Source organism: Clostridioides sp. LIBA-7678 (genome assembly GCF_056716065.1).
Genome location: NZ_CP196987.1, coordinates 3,689,242 through 3,709,488 on the forward strand (window position 1 = coordinate 3,689,242; position 20,247 = coordinate 3,709,488).

Here is a 20,247-nt window from a genome sequence, read left to right on the forward strand (position 1 = left end):
CCCCTTTCAAATTTTTCGGTGTCATTTTAAGTTTTTATCTTTGTGTCTTCTAGTAAAGCAATTACTATGCCAATATTATTTATTCTAAAAATATTTTTTTTATGTTGGAATTACATACTTTTATAAAATTTCTTTAACTTTTATAAATTTTGAATGTGAAAAATAAGATTTATAAAAGAAAAAATTCTCATATTGGGAAATTTTTATCAATACGAGAATTATCAATTCGAGAAACCGTTTCTTTGTTTTAATTTTTCCTTTATTATGTCTTGTTCTTTATATGTCTATCATTTTGCTAGATATATTACTGTATTTTATTTTCTATAAATATATGGTTATAACCTTCTATAATTTTATATTTTGATTGTTTATGTTACTACTATTCTTCTTCCAATTTTCTATATAATGTAGCCAAACCTATGCCTAAGTCTTTTGCTATTTTTTTCTTTGTCTTTGTATCTCTTCCATACTTATTCAACAACTTACTTATGTAAGTCAACTCTAATTCTTTAATTGAGAGTATCCTTTCTTGATTTTCTACTATCCCTTCAACTATATCATTTTCAAACGTTATACCTGTACTCTTACATACATTTCCATTAATATTATAATAGTTCAAAATATCTAATGGAAGCATATCTTTATATATTATTCCATCATCTCCAACTAAATTCATCATATACTCAACTGCATTTTCCAGTTCCCTTATATTTCCCGGCCAATTATAGTTAATCAACATATTCACAACATTTTCTTCTATTTTATTCAATTGAATACCTAATTCTAAAGAATATTTAGAAGCAAATTTCATCATTATTGCTTCAATATCATCTTTTCTTTCCCTAAGGGGTGGCAAATTTATAGGAATTACATTTAGTCTATAGTATAAATCATCCCTAAATTTACCTTCATTTACTAGTTTCAGTAAATTTTTATTTGTAGCTGCAATTACTCTTATATCTAAATCAATAAGCTTATTTGACCCAATTCTTGCAAATTTTCTTTCCTGTAAGACTCTAAGTAGCTTTGCTTGCAAAGGCATGGACAAATCGCCCATTTCATCAAGAAATATAACACCTTCATTTGCAAGTTCAAATTTACCTACCTTACCACCACTACTAGCTCCACTAAATGCTCCCTTTATATATCCAAACAATTCACTTTCAAGAAGGTTTTCTGGAATAGCAGCACAGTTTATAGCAATAAATGGCTTATTCCATCTGCTACCTTCTGCATGTATAGCTCTAGCAATTAGTTCTTTACCTGTACCACTTTCACCAGTTATAAGGACAGTCGAATTTGATTTTGCTAATTTCTTAGTTCTCTCTTTAACTTTCACCATAGCTTCTGAATTTCCAATTATAGACTCTATATCACTATTTCCCCATCCACTATTTACCTTTCCATGTCCTTTATGGTTGATATATGTCTTGTCAAATATTATTATTTTGTCATATTGATTTATATATGGATATACAGGAATTATTTTGGCATTTATATTATAAATTTTGTTATCAATATCAATTTCTAGCAATTCATGTCCATTTGAGGATGATTCAACTGATACTATATTCACTATATTTTCGATTATATTTTTCTCAATATCTAATTTTTTTAGAGCTATGTTGTTTATATAGGATATTTTGCTATTTATATCCAGTATTATAACGCCTTTTTCAACATTTTCAATTATTTCTATCATCATATTCATTTTTCTGCTACTATTTTTTGACGCTTCATGTTCTTCTATCTTCATGGAAATTAAATCGCATATATGATTGATAAATTTTAAATAATTATCTATCTTTGCACTTATTTCTACTTTTTTAGTTTTATCTGTACTAATAGCACCAATTACCCCTATAGTACGATTATTATATTTTATTGGAACTGCTATTATTACTTTATTTAGGCATTTCATGTAATGGGAACATTCTATACAAAGCTGATTATCACATATATCCAATACGACTAATTCCTGACCTGTCTGTATAACTTTATCATAAATAAAACCCTCAGTAACAACGCTTTCATTTATCTTTGATTTATATAGACCTGTGCCACTAATCCTTATCAATCTGTCATCAACTATTTCAATATCTACATCTAATACACTAGCTACTGTTTCAGTGTATTTTATCATTTCTTGTTGAAATTCTTTTAATTTACTTAACATAGTCTCCCCCATTATAATTTAATTTACCAAATTATCAGTTTAGCTATATTTTAACATATAGTCAATTTTTAAAATATATATAAAACACAAAAAAGCCTTCCTCTTGTAACAGATATATTTTTGGCACAAAATATACATTACATGAGAAAAGCTCAATAGTTAAATATTTAGATAGATTTTTATATAGACTTTTTAATATAAACTTTTTTATTTTAATTGTAGACTTTTTTATTAGTTTTTAATTTTCATTAGTTTTGTTATCATTGTTATTGTTATAATACTGCCATTGCTTCAATTTCTAAAACTGCATCTTTTGGTAATTGAGCAACTTGTACACATGATCTTGCTGGTGGATTTTCTTTAAAATATGTAGCATACACTTCATTAATATCATTAAAATCTTTTAAATCTTTTACGAATACTGTAGTCTTAAATATTTTATCCATACTTGTACCAGCTTGCTCTAATATTGCTTTTACATTATCTAAAGAAGCTTTTGTTGCTTCTTTTGGGTCAGATACTAACTCACCAGTTTTCATATCTATTGGAAGTTGACCTGATGTAGAAACTATATTTCCAACTTGTATTGCTTGAGAATATGGTCCAATTGCTCCTGGAGCTTTCTCTGTAGCTATTACTACTTTTGACATAATTTCACCTCCTATTATTAGGTTATATTTACAGGAAAATAAAATTTCCTAAACACCAATATCAATATGAACCTTTAGATTAAATTTCAAATCTAAAACTTCAAATAATCAATACTCAGATGATTATATTTATTTGTGTTCATGTTAACTTTTATTAAAGCAATTAACATGCCAAATTTTACCTATATATAAAATTTTGTGAAGTCATTCAAACTAGTAACATCTAAATATTTTTGTAAGAAAATGCTTCAAAATTACTTTTTTCTAATGTCAATTTTTTTCTCATATCTAGAATTTTACCAACTTGAGAATTCTTGTTTTGAGAATTTATAGATTAAAACTGGCTTCTTAATCTCAAATCATCAAGTTATTATGTATGAAAGGACTATAGTTGACAATCCAACTACTATAAATAATAAAACCTTTACCCAAACCTTATTTACTCTAGTTATCATAGAGCCTATTGAAAATATAATAGCCAAATATAATAGTAACCAAAAAATTATCAATACCCATCACCATTGCTGAGAACTTACAGGTTTCCCTTTTAATAATCTTACTTCACAACATTACCCCTCTCATAATAAGTTCATAATCTATGATTAAATTATTATGTTGATTATCTCCCAGCAACTTTCTCCTTTCCTATTTTTTAAATCTTTTATAGAATTGTATCATGTCTAAGTGAATTTTCATACTATTAAGTCTTTTTTCTAATAAAGCATTAGCTCTCATTCTATGCCCAATAATGTAAGATTGTAGTTATTTTATTGATTTCAATAAATTTATTTAATATACTGATATTAATTATTCTTATATGAAATTATTATTTATTAGGGGGATTTTTTAATATGGGTAAAAGTGAATTAACAGCAGAAACAACAGAGGAAATGTTAAAAGTATTAAGTGGTAAAGATTATAATATTGCTTGTGATTTACATGAACTTGGCAAATCATTAGATTGCAAAATTGAGCCAAAGACAGGGGCTCGTTCTTACAAAATAGTATATTCAACTAAAAAACCAAAACGTAGCTTATTTACTATTGAATGTAACGAAAAAAAATGGAGAGTTAAAGCAAATCTTTTTCATCTAAATTCATATAAAAATTCTGTAGAGGAATGCTCTAAAACTATTAAGGAGAGTATCACTAAAACTCGAACTTGTAAAAAATGTAATTCAAAGTGTATTGGTGGTTCTTCATTTGAATTGGATGGAAAGTCTTACTTAACTTGTATAGGAAGTGGTCATTATTTTGCAAATATGGAAGATACTGATTGGAAAAGTCTAGAAGAATTAATTACTAAAGAAAATAACATCATGCAAGAATCTGTATAATTTTTTATAGTGATTATTAAAATATACTAGTGGCACTAGGTATTTAAATAAATATTGTAAATAAAGGACAGATTAAAATTAATCTGTCCTTTATTATATACAAACATACTATACCAACTTGCCCATTTCATATGCCTCTTTCATTGACTCGCTTCCCTTAATCTCTCCTACATGCCAAACTCCTACACCATATACTATACCTTTTTCCTTAGACCCATTTAAACATGATGTAAACCCTCTAAATCCTTCTATTGTTCTTTCCATATCATCCACATTTTTATCTGCTGCTGCAACAATAAAATAGAAATCTTTATCACAAATTTCAGTATATCCAGAACAAGTTCTATCAATCATAGTTTTCATTTGTCCATTCATAGTATAAAAATAAACTGGAGTTGCCAAAACAATCACATCTGCTTTAATCATTTTTTCAAGAATTTCTCCCATATCATCCTTCTGTGGGCAACTTGCTCCTTTTTCATAACATGCACCACATCCAGTACAATAGTTAACATCTTTATCTTTTAGAAATATCTTCTCTACTTTATTTTTTGATTCTAATGCCCCTTGCATAAATTGGTCACACAATAAATCAGAATTTCCACCTTTTCTAGGGCTTGCAGACACTATTAATACATTTTTACTCATAATATACTTCCTCCACTTATTTATTCATACTGTTTTCTAATGTCTTTTCTTTTTCAACAAGACCTTCTTCATATCTATCAATCTTAAAATTTAATCGTTCCAAAGTTTTTTGCATTTCTTCCATTCTTTTAGCTAATTGATTTCTCTGTTCTATCAAAAGTTCTTTTCTCGCTTGAATAGTACTATTTCCCTGTTGAAACATAGCCACATATTCAATCAGTGTCTCAATAGAAAGGCCTGCACTTCTCATACATTTTATAAAATTAACCCACTCGCAATCTTTTTCTGTAAAAGACCTAATCCCACTTTTATTTCTACCTACAGGTGGTATCAGACCAATGCGTTCATAGTATCGTAAAGTATCTGCTGAAAGCTCGTATTTTTTGCTAACTTCTGAAATCGTCATACATATATACCTCTCTCTTGATATTGTATAGATTAAAATATCATTAAATAACTTAAATAATATTCTATCGAAATTGCTTATTCTGTTTATCTATATTTGGTAAATTATCAAAACTATTTGCCCTATTTATCTACATATAATTATTTTTTAAAATTATTTATCCTGTTTATTTATATCTATTAATTATTTTTCAAAGATTTCTGCCACATTCTTTAAGGCATCTATAATTTTAATATGTTGTGGGCAACTTTCCTCACATTGTTTACATCCAATACAATCTGATGCTTTACCATAAGTCTTAGTATAGTTATTATAGTAAACCATCTGTGTCGAAAATCCAGTATTAAGAGCTTGTTTTTCTGAATTGTACAATGCAAAGTAGTTTGGAATAGCAATATTCTTTGGACATCCCTCTACACAATATTGACATGCAGTACATGGAACTGCAATTGATTCATTAATAATTTCTACAGCTTCATCTATAACATCGTATTCATCTTTTGTGAATGGTTTGAAGTCTTGCATATACCCTGTATTGTCTAATAATTGTTCCATATTTGACATTCCACTTAAGACCATCATTACATTGTCTTTACTTGCTACAAAACGGATTGCCCAAGATGGTATTGACATATCTGAATTATAGTCATGGAATAACTTCTCTGCTTTTTCTGGTATTTTGGCAAGTGTACCACCTTTTACTGGTTCCATAACAATCACAGGTTTATTGTGTTTCTCTGCTATCTCATAGCATTTTCTAGACTGTATGCTTTCATTGTCCCAGTCTATATAGTTAATCTGTAATTGCACAAAATCTACTTCTGGATGCTCAGTCAAGACTTCATCTAATAATTCTGCACTATCATGAAAAGAAAAACCAATATTCTTTATTTTCCCTTCCTTTTTCTTTTCTTCAATAAACTTAAAACTATCAAATTTTTTAGCTACTTCATAATGTGACACACCTATATTATGTAGAAGATAATAATCAAAATAATCTACACCACACTTTTCTAACTGCTCATTAAAAATAGTCTCTTGTTCTTCTTTTTTCTTTAAAACCATTAATGGTAGTTTTGTAGCTACAGTAAAGCTATCTCTTTTATGTCTCTTTACTAAAGATTCTCTAAGTGCTATCTCACTTTTTCCCATGTGATATACATAGGCTGTATCAAAATATGTAAATCCTCTCTCCAAGAAAGTATCAACCATTTTATTTAAATATTCCATATCAATAGTTGTAACATCATTTTCATCTTTTATTGGTAAACGCATTAATCCAAAACCTAATTTTTTTGCCTCCATTGCTTTACTTCCCCCTTTAAAACTTATTTGTTTTATTTCTCTCTTAACTTCTCTTTTGAATATATATAATTCTTGCATAATTATACTTTACTACTTGGAGTTAACTTCAAGTCAATAGATTTTTTTATTTTTGATAGAAATATTATAGAAATATAGTTTTTGACATTAATCTACTGAATGTTCTTTCCACTTCCCACTTCTCCAACGCCACAAGAAACATATACTTCGGAAACCCCAGTCCATAAGCATTGCTATAAATATACTCAAAACACCAATTCCCACAATATAGGCTAATAGGTAGCTACAACCAATACGAAAAATAAGCATAGATAAAATAGAATATTCTCTAACAGATTTAGGAATAAGTTTTGTTCCTGTTTTAGAAAATATGAAGCAATGGGGAAAAACTTATTTGTCAAATGATAAAAATGAATAGTGTATACCCCTTTTAAAAAACATTTTCCTATTTATATTTATGATACAATATTAAATATAAATAGGAAAATTTTATATTTAAATAATCTTATCTGTTGATTTTATAATATTAGATTAAGTATCAACTTGATTTTAAGATTATATTTTACTAAGTAATGCTAAATAATAAAATTTTAAAGATTGTGAGGTAAAAATATGAATAAGAAAAGTTTAGCTATATTAGTATCGGGTGTTATGTTTTTTTCTAGTTCTTCAGTAATTTTTGCAAATAACGCTACAAAACAAGAACGACTAATAGGTAAAACAAGATTTGAAACAGCTGTGGAAGTAAGTAAATTGGGATGGGTTCAATCAAAAACAGCTATTCTAGTTAATGGTAACTCTATTCAAAGTGCTCTTTGTGCAAATCCATTTGCTATACTAAAGAATGCACCTATTCTTTTAGTAAACAGTAATAGTATCGAGAGTTCGACTAAAGCTGAACTTAAGAGACTTGGTGTAGACAACGTGTACATAGTAGATAGTGGAAATAGTATTTCTGATAAAGTAGAAAATGAAATAAAATCACTTAACATAAAAATAAATAAAATAGCAGGAAATAATATATATGAAATGTCTACAAATGTACTTAAAGAAATAGATAAGATAAAAAAGGTAGAAAATATTGCTGTTGTAAATGGATTAAAGGGCTTATCTGATGCAGTTAGTATAGCTTCTCCCGCAGCAGTACACAATATGCCTATAATACTAGTATCAGATGAAAATAGTAATAACAACAGTATAAATTTCTTAAATAATAAATCTATAAAGAAATCCTATATAGTTGGAGGAAATAAGGTCTTATCAGACAACATAGTAAAAAAATATCCAAACAAAGAAAGAATTAGTGGCTCAGATAGAAACAATACTAACGCAAAAATTATCGAACAATTTTATAAGGACAAGAAAATAAATAATATATTTGTAGCCAAAGATGGTATTAATCAAGAAAATGCACTAGTAGATTCATTATCAATAGGAGTACTAGCTGCTAAAGAAAATTCACCTATAATGATATCTAATGGTAGCCTTGTAAATAGTCAAAAAGAATTTATTAAAAATAAAGACATAGATAAAATAACACAAGTAGGAGGAGGATATAACCAAAAAGCATTTGAAGATATTTTAAAACTAAAAAATGTTGATATAAGAAATAAAACTAAGAAAATATCTTTAATACAGGCTAAAGGGATATTAAAACAAGCTCTTCCAGGAAACAATATTTTAGTTTGTTATTATGACGAAGATGATAATAAATATGACTGCAAAGTTCTAAAAGATAATGTTGTATATGAAATAGAAATTGATGCATACTCTGGAAAAATAATAGAAATTGAAAAAGACGATGACTTAAATGATAACAATTTAGGTACAAAAAATATATCATTGGATAAAGCTAAATCTATAGCACTAGATGCTATTCCTAATGGTAATTTAATCTATTGCAAATACGATGCTGAAGATAATGAATATGAAGCTAAAATAGTAAAGAATAAAAAAACATATGAATTAGAGATAAATGCATTTGATGGAAGAATTGTAGATATTGATATGGACAAGGATTCTGATGATGATGACTTTGATGACAACAATAACTCTAATACTAATGACAATAGTTCTATTATTGGTGCTGAAAAGGCTAAATCAATAATGCTAGATAAAGTACCTGGTGGGAAAATAGTAAAATTTGAATATGATGAAGATGATAAAGAATATGAAGGTGAAATAAGAAAAGGAAATACTGAATACGAGATAACAATCAATGCAATTACTGGTAAGATATTAGAGTTTGAAATAGATAATTAATAAAGTACATACTTTTATTAGTTATTATAAAGCCATAGATACTGGATTTTCATGTATTTATGGCTTTTATTTTATTTTTTGTTTTTTCAATATTGTATCTCTATCACATACGCTTTAACTCAAAGCTAGTAAAAATGTACTAAACATTATATATCTTGATAATAATCTACTCTTTCAATACTTTAATAATAATTCCCTTATTACTTTACAAAAAATTGTTGCGTGATTTACTCATGAATTAACAATAAAGTTGATATATAATTTGACTGTATCAAGATGAAAGGAGATATATACAATGAATACCATATTAAAAGTAAATAACATAACTAAAATTTATACTAAAGGTCAAAAACCAAGTTTAGATAAGGTATCTTTCAATGTATCAGAAGGAGAATTTATAGGGATAATGGGGGCTTCTGGTTCTGGAAAAACCACTCTTCTTAACGTATTATCTACAATTGATAAACCAACAAGTGGGGATATTTTCATAAACAATGTAAGCTTGAAATCACTTAATGATACCAGTTCTGCTGATTTTCGTAGAGATAATTTAGGTTTTATCTTTCAAGAATATTTTTTACTAGATAGCCTTACAATTTTCGAGAATATTTCGGTACCCCTTACACTTCAAAAACTACATCCAGATAAAATAGAAAACATGGTAAGAAGTCTAGCCGAACGCTTTGGTATAACTGCTCAATTAAACAAATATCCAAATGAATTATCTGGAGGTCAAAGGCAGAGAGCTTCAGCAGTTAGAGCAATAGTTAAACAACCTAGCATTCTATTTGCAGACGAACCAACAGGTGCTTTAGATTCCAACTCAGCCACTGAGCTACTCTACTCACTACAAGAAGCAAATGAGGAATTGAAAACAACAATTTTAATGGTAACACACGATGCCTATGCAGCTAGTTTTGCAAATCGAATTTTGATTTTTAAAGATGGTTGTATCATTAAAGAACTAGACAAGCAACAAAACAGCAGGCGTACATTTTATGAATTGATTATTAAAGAAATTACAAAATTGGATACTAAAAGATAGGAGGATAATTTAATGAACATTTTTTACATGTCAATAAAAAACCTTAAAAAGAACCTTTCATTCTATTCTCTATATATGCTTTCAGTCTCTTTTGTTATCACTGTATTTTTTGCATTTACTTCATTTTCTGTTAATAAGGTAATGTTAGAAAAGATTTCAACTGACGGCAGAGTCGAGTCTATGTGTAATGTTATCTCCATATTTTTAATGGTATTTGTTATCTTCTATATGACATATTCAAATCGCTTCTTCTTGAGACATCGTACAAAAGAACTTGGCATATATACTTTACTTGGCTACCGTAAGTTTACAGTCCTATCACTACTTACTTTTGAGAATATATTAACTTGTATTGGAGCTCTTATTGTTGGATTGATATTGGGGGCATTGGTTCATAAAGGTATTGTCTTTGGAATTAATGCACTTCTCAATTTGTCAATTGACAATTCACAAATCCCATTTTTTAATATGAGTGCAATATCTAAAACAACACTCTTTATAGTCTTAGTTGTTTTAGTAATAGCTATATCAAACGCTAAATTTATTTTTAAGACTTCACTTATAAAATTAGTAAGATATGAAAAAAGTGCAGAAAAAAAGTTGAAGTTCCGAAAAATTCCAGCTTTTATAGGCTTTATTCTGATTTTAAGTGGCTATTGTCTAGCATTAGATATTCTTCGTGGAACTAAGTCAGTATGGATATGTATAGGATTTTATCAAATAGGTTTGATAACTATGATTCTTATTGTAGTTGGTACAATTCTCTTTATCAGTTCCTTTCTTCCATACATTATGCAACATAGCAAAAAAAATAAAAAAGCTTTCTATACAGATATAAAGATAATAACTACTCCAAACTTTATCTATCGTATTCGCTCAAATTCTAAGACTCTGATTATGCTTACACTGCTCTGTGCTGCTACTTTAACAGTTTCAAGTGTCATGGCACTCTCTTTATATTATCCTATTGCATCAATTTCACGTATTGCACCTTCAGAGATAGAATTTAGAGTAGAAAGAAATAAGCAAATTGAAGATGTAAAACAAATTGTAAGTCAATATACATCGAATACAGACGATGTTACTTTTACACAGACAGATATTTATAAAGTAAAATCTTCAACAAAAGACCTTCCAATTGAATATACAATTGGTACATCTAGGAATGATTTATCTAATAATAGTTCATTAAAAAAATTTATTCCTAGAGAGGCAGGGTTTGAATGTATATCTTTTTCTGATTACTACACTTTATTAAAGGGACAAAATCGAACAAAACTACTAAAACAACTTACTCCTTTAAGAGATAATGAATGTATTTTGGTAAAGTATCAACCGAATAATGATGGAAGTAGTGAAAATAGAATGATTTATCCACTACTCATCAATGATACAAAAACACCTATAATAGTAAAAGAGACATCTCTAAATAATACCATCTCTTTTGGTAATAGTGTTGGAACTCTCGTTGTTAGTGATAGTATATATAAGAAAATAGCTCAAAATAAATTACCAGTAACAAGTATTGTAAGTATCAATGGTAAATCAATTAAAAATAACGAAAATTTATATAGTGACATCTCAGATTATTTAAATAAAAGTCCTTATTTACAAGGTCATTCCCACAGGATTAATGACTTATTATCAATTAATAGTTCTACATTCCTGCTAATAGGATTTCTTGTTGTTTTATTTTTTATTGCTGTTGGAAGTATTTTATACTTTAACAATATATCAGCAGTTTCAGATTCAAAGTCTGACTATGATATTTTACAAAAAATGGGCTACACTAATGTTCAAATAAAAAAAATTATCAAGAAGCAGGTGTTGCCATTTTTTAATATTCCATTTTTACTTGGGATATTGGATTGTGTATTTGCTACTTTGGTCTATAAAACTGCTTTGATGCAAAATTTACTTGGAAGCTCGTTTTCACAATACATACCTGTAATTATTGCGATTTTCTTAACTGCCATAGTATATTTAATATACTACATACTCACTACTAAAACCTGTTGTAAAATCGTATTAAAAAAATGATATTTACCTAAATCGTCATACTTAAATGTGTGACGATTTAGTCCACTTTATTTATTTATAAATATTTTATATAATAAAAATTATAAACTCATAAATTTGATATAGTCATGAGCCTAATATAATACACACTATAAATCTATAAGGAGGTGTATAAAATTGCCAAACTTTAATTTAAAAATACTATTTTTAGGAAACTATATCTTATCACTCCTCTTTATGGTATTGTCTACAAATGTTGAAACTTATCTGAATATACAAAGCATCATTCCCTTGATAGTCTCAACATTATTACTTATAGATATTACATATATAACATCTTGTAATGTCAGAGAAAATAATACTATCTCATTGTTTTGTGGATTGTTAATGCTTGATAGTTGGTATTTACTCTTATCCTCTATAGTAACACCTGTAAGTACTATTATTTTTGAAATATTAAGCCCAATTATATTGTATATCTCCATCAAATTTATACTTTTATTCTTGTTTCAAGGTAGCGGATATAAGTTTCGCAAGATAACAGATATTTTATTATTTATCACTTGCTTTGGTACAGTTATAGGAACATTTATTTCTAAAAGAATGTATTCTGGTATGTATGGACTACAGTTTGTAGTAAGTATAGCATGCTTTTTATATATTGTTTTTTACCATTGGAAAAGGGTTGATTTTGTCATAAGAAGTGAAAAAAAACCTATATTTATTTCTATATTTATAACACTAATAGGATTTATTATTTATTACTTTTTCACAATAAAAATTTCAAATCATATTAGTAATTTTGGAATCTATCTAACTGTATTGATATTTTCTATGAGTATTCATGGGATTGTACTTAGAGAAAATGATAGTTTTCCTCTTTCAACAATCTTTAGCCTAAAACAAAGGATTATTCTTCTTTTTATAAGTATCACATTAATTAGTATGATAGTAATATTTAGTGGTGGCAATTTATCTATAATATTGATAGCTATAAACACCTTGTTTATGTTAATTTTTATTTGTAATATTATTTTGGAATTTAATCTAAAATATGAAAAAAAACAAATAACTAAAGATAGTAAGTATACTCTAGCATTAGATAGATTACAACAAGAGGAACGGCTAAAGATAGAGTTCTCTAATTTTTTACATGATGATATATTGCAAGACTTACTTTCAATAAAAAATATGACTAGCAAGTCACATCGCCCAGAAATACAGGATATTATATGTGATACACTTAATGATTTAAATACATGTATAAGAAAGCAAATGCAAGACTATCATCCTGTAATATTAAAAAATCTAACAGTAAAAGAAAATTATCAGAATTTGATTGAAAGTGTTTCCTTCACTTTTCCACAAAGAAATATTTCAGTTTCATTTATATGTTCTGATACTTTATTTTTGGTTGAGCCATACGATATATTGATATACCGTTTAATTAAAGAATTGCTAACAAATGTATATAAGCATTCAAATGGTAGCCATGCATGGATAACTTTATCACTTGAAAAAGATATAATAAAATTGAATATTAGTGATAATGGTGTTACAAATACATCCCTCAAAACTCATCTAGGTATATCTAAAATCTCTTTAGATACAACAAAGCATAAAGGAATTGTATCAATTAAAGAACAAGTAGAAAATCTAGGAGGAACGATAAACATATCTGATAACATACCCCATGGTGCTTGTGTACAAATTACAATTCCTATGAAAGGAGATGGTTCTTATAAATATTTTGTTAGTTGATGACCATACACTTTTTGCTAAGAGCTTGTCCATTGCATTAGAAGAATATGATGAAATTGAACAATTTTATTCTACACAAGATGTTCATAATTTATCAGAAGTGATTGTAGGTAAAAGAATAGACATTGTCTTAATGGATATAAATCTTAAAGACTTAAGCGAATATGATGGCTTAAAAGTAGCTTATAATTTATTAAAGATTAACCCTACCATTAAAATAATAATGTTAACAGGATATGACCTGCCTGTTTATAAATATGAAGCTAAAAAAATAGGTATCTGCGGATTCCTTAATAAAAATATTAGTCCTGATAGTTTAATTGATTCTCTATTAAAGGTATATCAAGGTAGAACTTGTTTTACATCTGAAAACGATGAAATAATTATTGAAGATTTGACAAGTATGGAGAAAAAAATATTACAGCTTATCTGTAGTGGTAAAAAAAGAAAAGTGATTGCTGACGAGTTGTACATAAGTGAAAGAACATTATCAAATCATCTACAACACATATATGACAAACTAGATGTTTCTTCATCAGTTGAAGCTATCACAAAAGCAATTCAAATGGGTTATATTTCTCCAATATATTAAAAAAATAGTGTGCACTTCTCACTAAAAAAATGCACACTATTTTTTAATATACTGTTTATCCTTACATATACTCATATTTTAATCAACTAAAAACAAACTAACCTCTTAATAAATATCTCTCTACAGTTACTCATACATATCCTCACATCTATCTCCATAATTACAAGGTCTTAAAGAACTTCCTTCACTTAAATACGACTCAAAGTCACATCCAAACAAAATTGCTGGCTCTATATACATCTCCATAGATGTATATCTCCATCTTTTTACTTTTGACTCTATAACCTTATAAAAATCTTCTAAACAATGCCCTTCTTTTAATCTTTCATCTATAATCTCCTTAGTTATACCTAAATCAACTTTAAAATTTTTTCCTGATTCATTATTTAGTTTTCTTATAATAACTTCATGAATACTTTCTAAAGCTTGGTAAGTTGATTCTTCAGGTGCATTTTTATTTAAATTCTTTTTATTTAAATTGTTTTTTAATAACTCTTTTTTCTTTGTCTCATTTTCTGTTTCACATCCTGTATCAATTACCCACTCATAATCTTCATCTATACTCTCTTCATCTATACAGCCATATGTGTTGGTATTATTGTGCTTGAACAACCCATCTCTATGCTTATATTTCATTGATTTTTGATTATTGTTAATAGTTCCATTAATATATTTCTCTATATTTGTGAAAATATCACTATTTTTCGTTACAACCTCTGTATTACTATCTTCAGAACAAACATAACTATATACAGAACAACAATTTCCCTTTACTCCTCTACTTATTAGTCTCAATATACCTAAATCTATAAACTCATTTACAAGTCTACTTATTGTAGATATGGATACATCAAGGTCTGATGCAGCTTTTCTTACTGTCATCATAAATTGTCCTCTTGGCAAAGTCTTTTTTAATCTTTGTATATTTTCCTTTCTCATTACATAATGATTAAATCTTATTCTATTTACATCACTTCGTTCATTAAAATATAATACTGCTGAATTTAATTGATAAAAACTGTTACTCATATTCTCACTCCTCCATTTTAAATAAATAATCATTTATAAAAGTATTTAGATTTGTAAATAACTTATTAGATGATTATTTTTATTTTAAAGTTTTAAGTATAATAAGTTAATGGTGTAGATTTAACTTTTTTATTTAAACAATAAATTTAATATTATTTTTAATATAAAAATTTTATTAAATTTAGTATGTAATTTTTTAATATTATTTTATATCCTCTATGCTTTTGTACTATATATTAAACTACTCTACCTTAACTACCTTCAATTCTTATTCACCTGATAACTATCCCATATAATAAGTTATGTATTTATATAAATACACAATCAAAAATAAATCACTATGGTATACTAATTATTACGAATATCATACTGATATATACAAAGACAAATATAAGACATCTTATACTTTTTATTAATTATAAAAAAATTGGATACCACCTTATTTTCCATAAATTACAAATATATAAAATATTATTACTATCACTTAGTTAATATATACAGTTTACACAATGAGGAGGGATATTTATGACAAGCTCAAAAAGTAAAACAGAATATCTAAATCGTATTTGCAAAGTACAAGACTATATAGAAGAACATCTACATGAACCACTTTCTCTCGATGAACTTTCCAATATAGCAGGTTTTTCAAAGTTTCATTTTCATAGAATTTTCAAAGCTATAGAAAAAGAAACTTTATCTCAGTATGTAAATAGACTAAAACTAGAAAATGCAACAGCTTTTCTTATTCATCGTACTGATATGACAATTACTGATATTGCACACTACTTTGGTTTTACTGATTCTGCAATTTTTTCTAGAGCATTTAAAAATTATTATAAAATAAGCCCTATAAAATATAGAAATAATTATAGCAAGAATTGCAAAGAACCATATAAAATTTCTCAGTACAATAGAAGCATATCAAAACCTAAATGCAAGAATACTAGAGAGGTTAAGGGTGAAATTGAAATTCTAGAACTTGATGATATGAATACTGTTTATACTAGATATACTGGTTCATATGGTAATCTAACCAGTACTTTCCCAAAACTCTTAGAAAAGCTCTTTACATATGTAAGTGAGCAGAATCTAATTGAACTTGATAATACAAAAATATTAGCTATATATCATGATAATCCACAATTTACACAGGAACATCAATTAAGAACTAGTATTTGTATGACAATTCCAGACAACAAGATTGTCAAAGAAAATGATAATATTGGTAATATGATAATACCTTCTGGAAAGTATCTTGTGGGACATTTCGATATTTCAAAACATGAATACAGTGATGCTTGGGATTTTATGTATAATGAATGGCTATCAAATGGCAATTACAAGTTACATTCATCATTTCCTTTTGAAGTATATCTTAATAACCCAAACAATCACCCTCAAAATAGGCACTTAGTTGATATATATTTACCTATAGAACCTTTTTAATAACCTACTCTAAATTATTCTTGTACTAAGGATTCAAACATCCCTATATTATGTTTTGATAAGATTGATAAAATGAGGTGAACCAATGAAAGAAATAAAAATTAATGGAGCTAAGATACACAATCTTAAAAATATAGATGTTTCTATCCCAAAAGACAAACTTGTTGTTGCAACAGGTGTCAGTGGCTCAGGTAAATCCAGCCTTATGTTTGACATTGTATTTGAAGAGGGGCGTAAACAATATCTGCAATCTTTAGGCATACTTTCAGGTATTGATAAGGAAGATAAATTTGATAATATTCAAGGTTTAGCTCCTACAATAGCCGTCCAACAAAATATTATTCGTCAAAGTAATCCTCGTTCAACAGTAGGCACAAGAACCAATATCCTTAATATGCTTATGCTATTGTACTCAACAGAAGGACAGATAATGTGTACGATGTGTAATACTCCTGTAGGCACTAATCTAGTTTGTAATAATTGTGGTCATAAAGAGGAACGATTGAGACCAAGTTATTTTTCGTACAATTCTTCAGACGGAATGTGTATGAAATGTTCTGGACATGGAGCATATTTTGAGATTAATATTGAAAAGCTAGTCTTAGATAAACATGATACCCTAAAACAAGTCTTGAATAGAGCAAAAATTACACCAGGATATTTGAGAGTATTATCTAAAAAATTCAAAGATTACTTAGAAATACAATTCTTACAATTACCTGAGGAAGTAAAAAATGAAGTACTCTATGGTCATTATGAAAATGGTAAAAAAAGTTCCTCTTTATCCAAATTATTTCACAACCGTTACAAAAGAGGTGAAGATTTAAATGGAATTTATACTATGACTATTTGTTTGGATTGTCATGGTTTTAAGATTGGTGAAGAAGCACGTGGAGTACTCTTAAATGGAAAACATATCGGTGAGCTTGGAAAAATGACTATTTTGGAAATTGATGAGTTTCTTAAAACTTTATTGAATCAAGAGAATTTAAATACATTTGGTACAAACCTTATAAATGATATTTTGACCAAAACTAGCCACCTAATAGAATCACGATTAGGCCATTTATCCTTATACAGAGAAATGTCAACTTTGAGTGGTGGAGAGATACAAAGACTATTTTTAAATTCACACCTTGATTCAGAGATGGATTCATTAATTTATGTGCTTGATGAACCAACTGCTGGATTACATGAATCAGAAAAAATAGACATCTTGAAATCCATCAAAAAACTTAAAGACTTAGGTAATACAGTCATAGTAGTTGAACATGACAAAAATACAATTGAAATGGCAGAGCATATTATTGATATTGGACCAAAGGCTGGTATTGAAGGTGGGCAACTTGTGTATCAAGGAGATTTAGAAGGTCTACTTCAATCAGATAAATCTCTCACTGGACAATATTTATCAGGAAAATACTCAATGCCTAATAGATTGACCTCTAAAAATATTACGAATATTGATAAAATACCTTGTATAACTATCCAAAATGCAAATACAAATAACCTTAAAAATGTAACAGTATCATTACCTTTGGGTGCCATGGTTGGAATATCTGGTAAATCAGGCAGTGGAAAAAGTTCTATTGTGTCAGACACCCTACTTCCTCTTCTTAGAAGTTACTTTAATAACCACAATATCAATAGTCAAACAAGTAGCACAGATAGTGAAATAAGCGATGAAGATGATTATACACTTGTTGAAACTATAGCTGACAGATTGATAGGCACTAAGTATATTTCTGGATATTCAGAGATATCTCAGTCCCCTATTGGCAAGAATATGAATTCAACCCCTGCATCTTATATTGGTATATGGGATAAGATACGTACATTATTTGCAAATCAGCCAGAATCAATAGCTCAAGGATTTACAGCTGGCCATTTTTCATTTAATTCTAAAGGAGCTTGTCCTAAATGTAGTGGCAGTGGATATGAAAAAGTATGGCTGGGTAGTAACTTGAGTATAGACCATATATGTAATGAATGTCATGGAAAGAGATTTAATGACGAATCTTTATCTATTAAATATAAAAATAAAAATATTCATGATATTTTAAATATGAGTGTATCTGAATCTGTAAATTTCTTTGGAGATATTCCAAATATTGTTTCACACTTAAATGTACTAGAACAAATAGGTATGGGATATATAAAACTGGGTCAGCCTACTCCTACTTTAAGTGGAGGTGAGTCTCAAAGAATCAAGCTTGCAAAAGAAATTGGTAAAAAACGAACTGGTAATATCCTTTATGTGTTGGATGAACCAACTACTGGTCTAAGTCTATATGATACTGCTAAATTAATAAAACTATTGGACGAGTTAGTGGCAAATGGAAACTCTGTAATCGTTGTTGAACATGACATAGATGTTTTAAAAGTGTGTGACTGGATTGTTGAACTTGGTCCAGAAGGTGGCGATAAGGGAGGCTATATAATTGCAGAAGGCTCTCCTAACTCTCTAAAAGAAAATCCAAAATCTATAACAGGAAGGTATCTATAATGAATAAAAACAACTGCTTAGATTTAACATTTGAAAATGTAGACCCTTCAATCGTTGGTATGAGTTCAAAAAAACTCTCACAACTTGAACCTTTAATAATCTCGCAATACAGTAATATAAATGGGATAATTATTTCAAGGAAAGGAAATATAGTATTTGAAAAATATTACAATGGTTATAATGTTGATGATACTTTTCATGTTGCCTCAGTTACAAAAAGTATTATATCTGCTTTAATTGGTATTGCAATAGATAAAGGCTATATAAAAGATATTGACCAAAAAGTTGTTGATTTTTTCCCTGAATACATTTGTAGTCCTTCTGAAATATGTAAAAAGGCAGTAACTATACGCCATTTACTTACAATGACTGCACCATACCCTTTTAAAAATATGACTGAGTCATTAGAGAGACTTTGTAAACAGAAGGATTGGATAAAGTATATCCTTAATCAACTTGGTCAAAAAGGTGACATTGGGACTTTCAAATATTCTTCTGCTGGAACTCACCTACTCTCAGCTATTATCACGAAGACTACTGGTAAATCTGCTCGTGAATTTGCTAATGAACACTTATTTAAACCTATTGGTATGAAAGTGATACCAGATTATGATATGAATGATTTCGGTTTTGAAGATTTATTTGGGAAAAACCTTAAGGGTTGGTCAAAAGATAGGCAAGGTAATTCTACAGGTGGCTGGGGGCTTACATTGAGTGCTAGAGATATGTTACGATTTGGTTTTCTGTATTTAAATAATGGTATTTGGAATAATAAAAGTATTATATCTAAATCATGGATTGAAGAATCAGTCAAAATGAATACTAATGAGTATGGTTATCTATGGTGGTTATGTGAAAAAGACGGAGTTTTATGGTATTCAGCAATGGGGGCTGGAGGAAATGCTATCTGTTGTATTCCACAATATGACTTAGTCATAGCCATACCATCTAAGATAGTTTTTAAACCACGTGATAGATGGGAACTTATTCAAAAACATATACTTACTGCTATAATAGATTAACTATACTACAGATAGCAAAACCCTC

Annotated in this window: 16 protein-coding genes; 10 read left to right on the top strand and 6 right to left on the bottom strand. The window is 28.2% G+C overall.

Features of this window, described 5'->3' with window-relative positions:
* Window positions 1–379 precede the first annotated feature (379 nt).
* Window positions 380–2,176, bottom strand: a complete 1,797-nt coding sequence (locus ACTG46_RS17090; RefSeq protein ID WP_479923276.1) for a sigma 54-interacting transcriptional regulator — start codon at window positions 2,174–2,176, stop codon at window positions 380–382.
* Window positions 2,177–2,448: 272 nt separating this feature from the next.
* Window positions 2,449–2,826, bottom strand: coding sequence for a RidA family protein (locus ACTG46_RS17095; protein ID WP_003421988.1), 378 nt, complete (start codon window positions 2,824–2,826; stop codon window positions 2,449–2,451).
* An 851-nt stretch (window positions 2,827–3,677) separates the two neighbouring features.
* Here ACTG46_RS17095 and ACTG46_RS17100 point away from each other — a divergent pair.
* Window positions 3,678–4,163 carry a hypothetical protein gene (locus ACTG46_RS17100; RefSeq protein WP_054270763.1) on the top strand — a complete coding sequence of 162 codons (486 nt, stop codon included), beginning with the start codon at window positions 3,678–3,680 and terminating at the stop codon, window positions 4,161–4,163.
* A 108-nt stretch (window positions 4,164–4,271) separates the two neighbouring features.
* On the opposite strand, the gene ACTG46_RS17105 is transcribed toward ACTG46_RS17100, so the two are convergent.
* The 3 genes from ACTG46_RS17105 to ACTG46_RS17115 form a co-directional block, all read right to left on the bottom strand.
* Window positions 4,272–4,811, bottom strand: a complete 540-nt coding sequence (locus ACTG46_RS17105) for a flavodoxin family protein (protein ID WP_054270764.1) — start codon at window positions 4,809–4,811, stop codon at window positions 4,272–4,274.
* Window positions 4,812–4,827: 16 nt separating this feature from the next.
* Window positions 4,828–5,217, bottom strand: a complete 390-nt coding sequence (locus ACTG46_RS17110; protein ID WP_054270765.1) for a MerR family transcriptional regulator — start codon at window positions 5,215–5,217, stop codon at window positions 4,828–4,830.
* A gap of 183 nt (window positions 5,218–5,400) precedes the next feature.
* Complete coding sequence (locus ACTG46_RS17115; RefSeq protein ID WP_479923277.1) at window positions 5,401–6,522, bottom strand: aldo/keto reductase; 1,122 nt, start codon at window positions 6,520–6,522, stop codon at window positions 5,401–5,403.
* Between the two features lie 334 nt (window positions 6,523–6,856).
* Between ACTG46_RS17115 and ACTG46_RS17120 the strand changes: the two genes are divergently transcribed.
* The 6 genes from ACTG46_RS17120 to ACTG46_RS17145 all read left to right on the top strand — a co-directional run bounded on the left by ACTG46_RS17120 (window position 6,857) and on the right by ACTG46_RS17145 (window position 14,219).
* Complete coding sequence (locus ACTG46_RS17120) at window positions 6,857–6,958, top strand: winged helix-turn-helix transcriptional regulator (protein ID WP_223195693.1); 102 nt, start codon at window positions 6,857–6,859, stop codon at window positions 6,956–6,958.
* A 194-nt stretch (window positions 6,959–7,152) separates the two neighbouring features.
* Complete coding sequence (locus ACTG46_RS17125; RefSeq protein WP_479923278.1) at window positions 7,153–8,802, top strand: cell wall-binding repeat-containing protein; 1,650 nt, start codon at window positions 7,153–7,155, stop codon at window positions 8,800–8,802.
* Between the two features lie 295 nt (window positions 8,803–9,097).
* On the top strand, window positions 9,098–9,847 hold the full coding sequence (locus ACTG46_RS17130; protein WP_167641010.1) for an ABC transporter ATP-binding protein: 750 nt from the start codon (window positions 9,098–9,100) through the stop codon (window positions 9,845–9,847).
* A gap of 12 nt (window positions 9,848–9,859) precedes the next feature.
* Window positions 9,860–11,887, top strand: coding sequence for an FtsX-like permease family protein (locus tag ACTG46_RS17135; protein ID WP_479923279.1), 2,028 nt, complete (start codon window positions 9,860–9,862; stop codon window positions 11,885–11,887).
* A gap of 156 nt (window positions 11,888–12,043) precedes the next feature.
* The gene (locus ACTG46_RS17140; protein ID WP_479923280.1) at window positions 12,044–13,627 is read left to right on the top strand and encodes a sensor histidine kinase; all 1,584 of its coding nucleotides are present in this window, start codon (window positions 12,044–12,046) and stop codon (window positions 13,625–13,627) included.
* Entirely contained in the window at window positions 13,599–14,219 is a 621-nt protein-coding gene (locus ACTG46_RS17145; protein ID WP_054277005.1) for a response regulator transcription factor, read from the top strand. The genes ACTG46_RS17140 and ACTG46_RS17145 overlap by 29 nt, the downstream gene beginning before the upstream one ends.
* Window positions 14,220–14,345: 126 nt before the next feature.
* Here the strand turns inward: ACTG46_RS17145 and ACTG46_RS17150 are convergent, their stop codons facing one another.
* Window positions 14,346–15,248, bottom strand: coding sequence for a conserved phage C-terminal domain-containing protein (locus ACTG46_RS17150; protein ID WP_054270771.1), 903 nt, complete (start codon window positions 15,246–15,248; stop codon window positions 14,346–14,348).
* 525 nt (window positions 15,249–15,773) lie between these two features.
* On the opposite strand from ACTG46_RS17150, the gene ACTG46_RS17155 reads away from it, so the two are divergent.
* The 3 genes from ACTG46_RS17155 to ACTG46_RS17165 all read left to right on the top strand — a co-directional run bounded on the left by ACTG46_RS17155 (window position 15,774) and on the right by ACTG46_RS17165 (window position 20,222).
* On the top strand, window positions 15,774–16,694 hold the full coding sequence (locus ACTG46_RS17155; RefSeq protein ID WP_479923281.1) for an AraC family transcriptional regulator: 921 nt from the start codon (window positions 15,774–15,776) through the stop codon (window positions 16,692–16,694).
* 85 nt (window positions 16,695–16,779) lie between these two features.
* Window positions 16,780–19,200, top strand: a complete 2,421-nt coding sequence (locus tag ACTG46_RS17160; RefSeq protein ID WP_479923282.1) for an excinuclease ABC subunit UvrA — start codon at window positions 16,780–16,782, stop codon at window positions 19,198–19,200.
* On the top strand, window positions 19,200–20,222 hold the full coding sequence (locus ACTG46_RS17165) for a serine hydrolase domain-containing protein (RefSeq protein WP_231301589.1): 1,023 nt from the start codon (window positions 19,200–19,202) through the stop codon (window positions 20,220–20,222). The genes ACTG46_RS17160 and ACTG46_RS17165 overlap by 1 nt, the downstream gene beginning before the upstream one ends.
* The last annotated feature ends 25 nt before the right edge of the window (window positions 20,223–20,247 follow it).